8 protein-coding genes are annotated in these 9660 nt (G+C 73.6%); 3 read left to right on the top strand and 5 right to left on the bottom strand.

Annotated features, from left to right (window positions below):
- Positions 1-242 precede the first annotated feature (242 nt).
- The 3 genes from Y09_RS14450 to Y09_RS14440 all read left to right on the top strand — a co-directional run bounded on the left by Y09_RS14450 (position 243) and on the right by Y09_RS14440 (position 3215).
- A complete protein-coding gene (locus Y09_RS14450) occupies positions 243-1235 on the top strand; it encodes a Gfo/Idh/MocA family protein (RefSeq protein WP_053918439.1) in 993 nt (330 codons plus the stop codon).
- The gene (locus tag Y09_RS14445) at positions 1229-2248 is read left to right on the top strand and encodes a Gfo/Idh/MocA family protein (RefSeq protein ID WP_053918437.1); all 1020 of its coding nucleotides are present in this window, start codon (positions 1229-1231) and stop codon (positions 2246-2248) included. Before Y09_RS14450 ends, Y09_RS14445 begins: the two co-directional genes overlap by 7 nt.
- A 259-nt stretch (positions 2249-2507) precedes the next feature.
- A complete protein-coding gene (locus tag Y09_RS14440; RefSeq protein ID WP_053918435.1) occupies positions 2508-3215 on the top strand; it encodes a GntR family transcriptional regulator in 708 nt (235 codons plus the stop codon).
- A 12-nt stretch (positions 3216-3227) separates the two neighbouring features.
- Here Y09_RS14440 and Y09_RS14435 read toward each other — a convergent pair whose 3' ends face one another.
- The 5 genes from Y09_RS14435 to Y09_RS14415 all read right to left on the bottom strand — a co-directional run bounded on the left by Y09_RS14435 (position 3228) and on the right by Y09_RS14415 (position 9601).
- Positions 3228-4127, bottom strand: a complete 900-nt coding sequence (locus Y09_RS14435; RefSeq protein ID WP_053918433.1) for a hypothetical protein — start codon at positions 4125-4127, stop codon at positions 3228-3230.
- A 280-nt stretch (positions 4128-4407) separates the two neighbouring features.
- The gene (locus Y09_RS14430; protein ID WP_053918431.1) at positions 4408-5181 is read right to left on the bottom strand and encodes a triose-phosphate isomerase; all 774 of its coding nucleotides are present in this window, start codon (positions 5179-5181) and stop codon (positions 4408-4410) included.
- 223 nt (positions 5182-5404) lie between these two features.
- Entirely contained in the window at positions 5405-5872 is a 468-nt protein-coding gene (locus Y09_RS14425; protein WP_010551951.1) for a ribose-5-phosphate isomerase, read from the bottom strand.
- Positions 5873-6114: 242 nt separating this feature from the next.
- A complete protein-coding gene (locus Y09_RS14420; protein ID WP_053918429.1) occupies positions 6115-7830 on the bottom strand; it encodes a dihydroxyacetone kinase family protein in 1716 nt (571 codons plus the stop codon).
- Positions 7831-8059: 229 nt separating this feature from the next.
- Positions 8060-9601 (bottom strand): SLC13 family permease, encoded by a 1542-nt coding sequence (locus Y09_RS14415; protein WP_053918427.1) that lies wholly within the window; start codon positions 9599-9601, stop codon positions 8060-8062.
- Positions 9602-9660 lie beyond the last annotated feature (59 nt).

Genomic DNA, 9660 nt, shown 5'->3' with positions numbered 1-9660 from the left:
AACTGATCACCACAGTCGCACTCACCGACTGAAACGGCCTGAGCTCAAGCGGTCGAAACCTGCCACTCGATGCGGGAACGGCACGCCCGGGGCAGACCCCGCCCGTCCCGGACGCTCCTGGGCCGGGTCCGCAGGGGCGGGGTCGGTGGTGGGGCGCCGCTGCCGGACCGCGTTGGCCGCCGCCGCGGCGCCGTGACTAGGATCGACGGCGACCGTGACCGCTCCGACGACGGAGAGCACCCATGTCCCTGCAGGACCCGCCGACCGCGCTGCGCGTCGGCATCGTCGGCACCGGGGGGATCTCCCGGGCCCATCTGCCCGGCTGGCAGGCGCTCGGCGCCGAGCTGCACTGCACCAGCCCCGAGGGCGCCGAGGCGTTCGCCGCCGAGGCCGGGGCGCGCGTGCACCCGGACCTCGATGCGCTGCTCGCGGCGGTGGACGTGGTGGACGTCTGCACCCCCACCCCCTCGCACCCCGGCATCGTCCGCGCCGCGCTCGACGCAGGGAAGGACGTGCTCTGCGAGAAGCCGCTCGCGCTGACCGGCGAGGAAGCGCGAGAGCTCGCCGCGCACGCCGAGAACGTCGGCCGCCGGCTGTTCCCCGCGCACGTCGTGCGCTGGTTCCCGCAGTACGCCGCCGCGAAGCGCGCCGTCGACACGGGCGCGATCGGCACCCCCGCCGTGCTGCGCTTCGAGCGCACCGGCGCCCTGCCGGACCGGGACTGGTACGCCGACGAGGAGCGCTCCGGCGGCATCGTGATGGACCAGATGATCCACGACATCGACCAGGCGCTCTGGCTCGCCGGCGACGCGGAGTCGGTCCACGCCCGCCAGCAGGTCGCCGCCTCCGACAGGGCCGTGCGCACCGCCCACGTGGTCCTCACCCACCGCTCCGGCGCGCTCAGCCACTGCCGCGGGTTCTGGGGCCCGGGCGGCACACGGTTCCGCTACATCTTCGACCTCGCCGGTGACCGCGGCCGCCTCCGGTACGACAGCGCCGGCGACGCGGGCATCACCTTCGACGACGTCGCCTCCGCCCGGCAGGCGAGCGGTGACGGCTTCCTGCCCGACGTCTCCACCATGGAGGACCCCTACGCCGCCGAGATCGCCGAGTTCGCCCGCGCGGTCACCGTCGGCGGCGCCACCCGCGTCGAGGCGGCCGACGGCGCCCGCGCCGTGGAGGTCTCCCGCGCCGCCCTCGACTCCCTGCGCACCGGACGGAGCATCCCATGCTGAACGCCCCAGGTCAGGACGCCGCGAACGCATCGGCCGACGCCCCGCTGCGCGTGGCGCTGATGAGCTGCGCCCACACCCACGCCTTCTCCTACGCGGCGCTGCTCGAGGCCCGAGCCGACGTGGACCTCGTCGTCGCCGACCCCGACGGCTACGGTGACGTGCGCGGGGTGCGGGTCGTCGGCAGCTACCATGACGCCTGGGAGGCCTGGCCGGAAGGCCCCGACGCCATCGTCGTCACCAGCGCGAACGCCCACCACCGCGAGCTCGTTCTCGAGGCCGCTCGCCGCGGCGTGCACGTGCTGTGCGAGAAGCCGCTCGCGACCGCCGTGGCCGACGCCGAGGAGATGGTCGCCGCCTGCCGTGAGGCGGGCGTGGTGCTGATGACCGCCTTCCCCGTCCACTTCTCGCCCGCCGTCCAGGCGCTGCGCGCCGCGGTCGCCGACGGCACCCTCGGCGAGATCGTCGGCCTCACCGGCACGAACAACGGCAAGCTCCCCGCGGGGCGCGACTGGTTCACCGACGTCGAGCTCGCCGGCGGCGGCTCCCTCGTGGACCACACCGTGCACCTCGCCGAGATCCTCGACTCCGTGCTCGGGGAGCCCGAGAGCGTCCACGCCGTCTCCAACCGGATCCTGTACGCGGACCGTGCGGGGGAGGGCGCCGAGACCGGCGGGCTCGTCACCCTCACCTATGCCTCCGGCGTCGTCGCCACCATCGACTGCTCCTGGTCGATGCCGGCCGACGCGCCCACCTGGGGCGGGCTCACCCTCCAGGCCCTCGGCACCGGCGGCCAGCTCCAGATCGACGCCTTCGCCCAGCACGTGGGCGGGCCCGGCCAGTGGCTGCCCTACGGCACCGACCTCGACGCCCTGCTGCTGGACGCCTTCCTCGACGCCGTGCGCGCGGGCGAGGCGGTGGAGCCGACGGGCGAGGTGGGGCTGCGGACCGTCCGCATCGTCGCCGCCGCGCAGGAGTCCGTGCGCACCGGGCAGCCGGTGGCGCTCACGGGGTGAGGGGAGCGGTGCTGGGCATCGTGCGGTGCTGCGAGACCAGCGGTGCTGAGGGCCGCACGGGGCCGGGGCGTGAGGTGCAAGGCCGAAGGGTGCCGGGGCGTGAGGTGCCGGGCCGCAGCGATCCGTCGGCCCCTCAGCCACACTTCCTATAGGGTGCCGGTCGAGCGGGTGCGTCGCCGAGAGCGGCCCGCCCGTGCGACGATCGACGCCGCCGGGACAGGCGATGACACAGGGCCCGGGAAGAGAGGGGAGTGCTGTGATGGCTGTGCGACGGCAGGTGCTGCGCGCCGAGGTCGAGGAGCTGATCCTGCAGCGGCTGCTGGAGGCGCGCTGGCCGCCGGGGGCGCGGCTGAGCATCGACGGGCTCGCCCGCGACCTCGAGGTCTCCCCGACCCCGGTGCGGGAGGCGATGGTGTCCCTCGAGCGCTCCGGGCTGGTGGAGTACGTGGCGCTGCGCGGCTACGTCGTCGCGCCGATGCTCGACGCCGAGCAGATGACCGAGCTGCTCGACGCCCGCCTCGTCGTGGAGACCGCCGCGCTCGGCCGCGCCTTCGAGGACGTGGACGCTCTGCTCGCCGCCCTCGAGGAGGCGCACGCCGCCCACGGCGCCGTCATCGCCCGGATCGAGGCCGCCGGCGAGGTGAGCATCGAGCTGCTCCAGGAGCACTTCCACGCCGACTGGGCCTTCCACCAGGCCCTCTTCGACCACTCCGGGAACCGCTACCTCTCCACGATGGTCGAGACGGTGCGCGCCCACACCCACCGCATGCGGCAGACATGGGTGGGCGGGCCCGCCGCGCTCGACGTCCACGAGGCCTACACCGAGCACGGAAGGATCCTCGAGAAGGTGCGCCGCCACCACCACGACGGGGCGCTGCAGGCCCTGGACGAGCACCTCGCCGCCGTGCTCGAGCGCTCCCACGCCGTCGCCGAGGCCGAGGAGGCCGGCGGCACCGCGAAGGGCTGACGGGCCGCGATCTCAGCGGTCGGCGGCCGGATCCGCCGACGGCTCCGAGAAGCGGGCGCGCAGGAACTCCGAGTGCACGTCGAGGGTGCGCGAGACGCCGGAGACGACCTCGTGCTCGAGCCGGTCCAGGCGCCCGTCCAGCACCGCGAGCTGCTCGTCGATGCGCTGCAGGTTCCCCGCCGCGCGGGCGCGGGTGTCCTCCGTCGAGGTGGGGGTCAGGAAGCCGACCGTGTCCTCGAGCGCGCCCACCAGCTCGGGGACGTAGCGCTCGGTCATGCCCTCCAGCAGCATCACATCGGGGTCCGAGGCGCGACGGGACTGCAGCGCCGCCGAGCCCAGCAGCGCGTCGACCCGCAGCAGGAGGGTCTCGGCGCGGTCCAGCAGGCGCTTCTCCGTCGGCCCCTGGACCCGGCGCCGCATCCGATGGATGCGCCGGCGCTGCTGGATGGAGTCCTTGACGATCTTCTCCAGCATCGCCCGGGTGCCGGAGGAGATCTCCTCCGCGGAGCGGCCCAGGCGCGTCGGCCTCGGTCGACGATTGCGCAGCAGGAAGGCGCTGCCGCCGCCCGCCACCGCGGCGATGCCGAGGCTCGCCAGGAACGGGGTGAGCAGACCGGCCCCGCCCACCAGGGCGCTCACGCCGAGGAGCATGAAGCTGCTGATCCCGAGCACGCCCGCGAGCACCACCGGCACGCCGACGGTCAGCCAGCGCCCTCGCCTGCGGGGCAGCGAGACCGAGCGGGAGCGCGGGGCATGGACCGTGCCCTCGAGGGGTGCGGTGCCGGCGGCCCACGACCCGGGCGCGGGCGGCGCCGGGACGCGCAGGCCGGGGTGCGCGCCGGGACCGGGGCGCGAAGGCGTCCCGCCGGGACGGGCCGGGTGCCGGCGGGACGAGGGGCTCTGGGGGCTCATGGGAACCGCGGACCTCTCTGTGGACGGAGCTGAGGCCATCGACGGGGAGGGCGCGGGGGTCCGGTCCCGGGGCGATCGCGCGAGGCGACCAGCGCGGACGCGGACGGGGCGCGGACCCTCGTCGTCGACGGCTCCCAGGCTATCGCGGCACCGTGAGGATCCCCTGGGGGATGTCCCCCTGATCCTGGGAGGGAGGTCCGGGGCAGGCGGCGTCCTCGGGGAGGGCGGAGGAGGTGTCCATGCCCCCACCACAGCACATCGGCACACCGGGCGACTGAGATCAGGCGGCCGCGTGCGCCTCGGCGATCCGCAGCAGCTCCAGATAGTCCTCGAGCTTCCACGCGGTGCGGCCGACGAAGAGACCGGTCACGTGCTCGATCCCGAGCAGGTCCGCGGCGTTGTCGAGGTTGACCGATCCGCCGTAGAGCAGCCCCGTGACCTTCCCGGAGTACTGCCCGCCGAGCGCGGCGAAGGGCTCGACGAGCTCCTCGACCGTGGCGGGACGGCCCTTCTCGCCGATCGCCCAGATCGGCTCGTAGGCGATCACCACGCGGGAGAGCTCTTCGGCGGAGAGCCCCTTGAGCGCGCCCGCGGCCTGCTCGAGGATGAACGCGCTCGAGCCGCCGGCCTCCTTCACCTCGGCGCTCTCGCCGATACACAGCAGCGGGGTGAGCCCGTGACGCAGCGCCGCGGCGACCTTGAGGCGCGTGGTCTCCACGGTCTCGCCGAAGTGCTCGCGACGCTCCGAGTGTCCGATCTCGACGACCTGGGCGCCGGCGTCCTTCGCCTGTGGCACGGAGACCTCGCCGGTCCACGCGCCCTCGTCCTCCCAGTGCGCGTTCTGCACGCCGAGCAGCACGGGGGAGTCCTCGCCGAGGACGCCTCGTACGGCGGTGGTCGCGGTGAAGGAGGGGATCACGAATGGCTGCACGCCTGAGGGAGCCTGCCCGCCGTGCTCGCTCGCGAGGTGATCGCGCAGGCCCGCGGCCCAGGCGCGGCCCTCGGCGAGAGTCTTGGTCATCTTCCAGCTGGTGCCGATCCAGAGGGGGGACATGCTGCTCCTTCGACGAGACGTGCCATGGGGGGGGTGTTCGACGTCCGGTACCAGTTTCCTGGTACCGGACGTCGAACAACTGGTCGGGTCCTGGTACCGGACGTCGAACAACTGGCCTGTGGGGGCGCGCTCGGGGTGAGAGTGCGCCGCCGGCCCGGGTGCCCAGCCCGAGCCGGTCATCCCGAGCCCGAGCCCGGGGTTCTGAGCCGGGTCCGGGCTCAGCTCACTTGTCGAGGGAGCCGTCGTAGGCGCAGATCGCGTCGACCTTCGCCGCCGAGGACGACTCCGGATCGAACTCGAGGTCGAGCCACACCTTCACCAGCTCCTTCGCGAGCTCCAGCCCGATCACACGCTCGCCCATGCACAGGACCTGCGCGTTGTTCGACAGCACCGAGCGCTGCACGGAGTACAGATCGTGCGCGGTCACGGCGCGGATGCCGGAGACCTTGTTCGCCGCGATCGCGACACCCAGGCCCGTGCCGCAGATCAGCAGAGCACGGTCGGCCTCGCCGGCGGCGATCTTCTCCGCCGCCTCGACCGCGACGTTCGGGTAATAGGTGCCGTCCTCGCGGCCGGTCACGCCCACGTCGATGACCTTCTCGACGCGGGGGTCCTGCTCGAGCAGCTCCTTGAGCGCGGACTTGTGGCCGTAGCCGGCGTTGTCGGAACCGGTGACGATGGTCAGAGCCATGATGTTCTCCTTCGGTGACGAATGATGGGAGTGCAGGTGGCAGGTGCGGATCGGGAGCCCGAGGCGGCGGGACCCCACGGTCCTGGTGGCGGGGCCCCTCGGCCAGCATGCCCGGGACGGAGCAGCGGCGTAAACCTGCTGCCGGGGGGCCCGAGGCGATGCTGCGGCGGATGAGGGGGCTCGCCCGTCCTTGAGGGTCCCGGCCGGGGGGAGAGAGCTGCTCACCCTCCCGGCCAGGAGGATCAGGACAGGTGCTGGCCGAGCTCGCGCATGAGGATCGAGAAGGAGATGGCGCCGGGATCCGGGGTGCCGACCGACTTCTCGCCGAGCACGCGGGCACGGCCCAGGGTCGCGGTGATCTCGGCCGTCGCCTCGGCCGCCTCGCGGGCCACCCCCGCGGCCTGCAGGATCGCCTCGGCCGCGTTCTCGCCGGTGAAGGCCTTCGCGAGCTCCTCGCGGAAGGGCGCGGCGGCGTCGACCATGGTCTTGTCGCCCACCTGCGCGCCCCCGAGCCGCTGGATCGCGTCGATCCCGGCGTCCACCGCGTCCACGACGGTGCGCGCCTCGGCGCCGGCCTGGTCGTCGTAGACGGCGCCGGCCGCGATGAGGGCCGCACCCCAGAGCGCGCCGGAGGTGCCGCCGGCGGACTCGGACCAGGCCTCACCGGCGCGGACCAGCAGGGTGCGGGCCCCTGCGCCGTCCTCGAGCGCCTGGCGTGCGGCGGCCGCGGCGCCCTTGGAGCCGTAGGCCATGCCCTGGCCGTGGTCGCCGTCGCCCGCGATCGCGTCGATGCGGCCCAGCTCCGCCTCCTCGCGTGCGCACACGCCCGCGAACAGGTCCAGCACGCCGGCGACCTTCTCGGCGACCTCGCGGGACTCGCTGCTCGCCGCAGGGGTCTCGTCGGCCCCGGCCTCCCAGAACTCGGTGCGGCGGGGCCGCTCCACGGCCGGCATCGCGCCGCGGTGGAAGGCGGGGGTGTCGACGGGCGCGAGCCAGTGCTGCTCGAGCTCCTCGTCGAGGAACACCAGGGTCAGCGACAGGCCGGCCATGTCGAGGCTGGTCACGAGCTCGCCCACCTCGGGGCGGACGGGGTTGATGCCCGCGTCCTCGAGCAGCGCGGCGACCTTCGCGTAGACGACGAACAGCTCCTCGTACTTCACGGTGCCGAGGCCGTTGACCAGCACCGCGGCGCGGCCCTGGTAGCCGCCCTCTGTGCGCTCGGGCTGTTCGGCGAGGACGCCCTCGACCAGCATCGTCGCGATCTCGTCAGCGGTGCCGATCGGCTCGTCGCGCACGCCGGGCTCGCCGTGGATGCCCAGGCCCACGCCCATCTGCCCGTCGGGCACGTGGAAGAGGGCGCCGGCGGCGCCGGGGAGGGTCGGGCCGTCGAAGGCGACGCCGAAGGAGCGGGTCGCGTCGTTGGCCTTCCACGCGAGGCGCTCGGCCGTATCGAGGTCCGCGCCGGCCTCGATCGCGGCGCCGGCGATCTTGAAGACGGGCAGGTCGCCGGCGATGCCGCGGCGGTCGCGGTGGTTCTCGGGGGTGTTGGAGACGATGTCGTCGCTGACCTTGATGATCCGCACGTCGATGCCCTCGGCGCGCAGCTTCTCGGCCGCGGCGCCGAAGTGGAGCACGTCGCCTGCGTAGTTGCCGAAGCCGAGGATCACGCCGCCGCCGTTCTCGGCGTTGCGGGCGACGGAGTACACCTGGGAGGCCGACGGGGAGGCGAACACGTTGCCGCAGGGGGCGCCGTGGCCCATGCCCGGGCCGACCCAGCCGGCGAAGGCGGGGTAGTGGCCGGAGCCGCCGCCGATCACGAGGGCAGGCTGGCCGGCGGGTGTCTCGGTCGCGCGGACCACGCCGCCGTGGACCACGGCCACGTGGTCGGGGTGGGCCAGGGCCAGGCCCTGGACTGCGTCGGCGGCGAAGGCGGCCGGGTCGTTGAAGAGGTACGTCATCGTGGATTCCTCCGGGTGCTGCCGTGCGGGGGTCGACGGCGCGGGGTCGTGGGGAGCCGGGCGCACCGCGCCGCAGCATACTGATCCTATAGGAAATGTACAGGGTAGGGCAGGGGCGACGAGCGGCAGGAGAGTCCCGTCGGGCGGAGCCTCCCCTGGAGCGGAGCGCCCTGCCCGACCCCTGATCATGCGGCGTGGGCCCTCCGGGCGGAGAGCCACCGGGAAATGGTCAGACCACCATCCACACCAGCGACAGCAGGAGCATGCTCGTGAAGCCCAGGGCCGAGGTGAGCACCGTCCAGGTGCGCAGCCCGTCGGCCACCGAGAGGCCCAGGAACTTCGTGGCGATCCAGAAGCCCGAGTCGTTGATGTGGGAGAGCGAGACCGATCCCAGCCCGATCGCGAGGATGATCAGCACGACCTGCATCGACGAGTAGTCCCCGCCCATCACCGTGCCCTGGACGATGCCCGCGGCCGAGAGGGTCGCGACGGTGCCGGAGCCCTGGGCGACCTTGAAGGCGAGCGCGACGAGGAAGGCGAGCAGCAGGATCGGCACGCCCGCGCCCAGGAGCAGGCCGGAGACCGCATCGCCCACGCCGGTCTCCGTCAGCACCTTCGCGAAGACGCCGCCGGCGCCGGTGACCAGGATGACGATCGCGGCCGGGCCGAGCGCGCCGTCCATGACCTCGCTGATCTGGGCTCTGCCCCAGCCGTGCATCATCCCCAGCAGATACATCGCCGCGAGCGTCGCGACCAGCAGAGCGAAGGCGGGGGCACCGAGGAAGGAGACCACGTGCGCGGCGGTCGAGCCCTCGGTCAGCAGGAGCCCGCCGACGGTCCCGAGCGCGATCAGCAGGATCGGCAGCAGGATCAGCGCGATCACCAGGCCGGCCGACGGGCGACGCCCGGCGAGCTCCCCGTCGGCCGACGACACGGCGGTCGAGCCGCCGCCGGTGAAGTCGTCGCCCGTGCGGGCGTCCGCGGGGGCGAGGGCGAGGGACGAGGCAGCGGCGACGTGCGAGGAGCCGGAGGCGCCGTCGACCGCTGCGCCGTCGTTCCCACCGACGGCGGCGCGGCGACCGCGCCCCGCGCCGCCGAGCTCAGCCGCGCCGGTGCCGGCGTACTTCTCCGCGATCTCCGGGGTGAGCGTGAAGACCTTCGAGGTCACGCGCTTGCCGACGAGGTGGACGAGCAGGCACATCGGGATCGCGAGCACGATGCCGGAGAGGGTCACCAGGCCCATCAGGTCCTCGCCCAGCAGGGTGGTGGAGCCGACGATGCCGGGGTGCGGCGGCACGGTGTTGTGGATGAACACCATGAACACGGCGACCGGCATGCCGATCGCGACCGGTCCGCGATGCCCGGCCGCCTTCGCGAAGGCGAAGATGATCGGGACCAGGATGATGAAGGCGACGTCGAAGAAGATCGGGATCGCCACCAGGCCCGAGGCGATCAGCAGCGCCTGCGCCAGGCGCTTCTCACCCAGCGCCTCGGCGGCCGCGTGGGCGATGACCTCGGCGCCGCCGGTGCGCTCGATGATCCCGCCGAGCATCGCGCCGAGCCCGACGAGCAGGGCGACGCTGCCGAGCGTGCCGCCCATGCCCTCGATCATCAGGGGGACGACGTCCTGGACGGGGATGCCGCCGGCGAGCGCCGTCAGCACTGCGACGACGAGCAGAGCGACGAAGGCGGGCCACTTGAGCTTGATGACCGTGAACAGCAGGATCGCGATCGCGCCGGCGGCGATGCCGACGAGGAGAAGGGGGTCCATCGGAACCTCTCGGAACGGGCCGGGGCGGTCGTCAGCGACCGCCCCGGCGTGAGGGTGTG

This window comes from Brachybacterium sp. SW0106-09 (assembly GCF_001293905.1).
GTDB lineage: Bacteria > Actinomycetota > Actinomycetes > Actinomycetales > Dermabacteraceae > Brachybacterium > Brachybacterium conglomeratum.
Note: the sequence above shows the minus strand (reverse complement) of the source record. Positions and strands in the feature narration are given on the sequence as shown.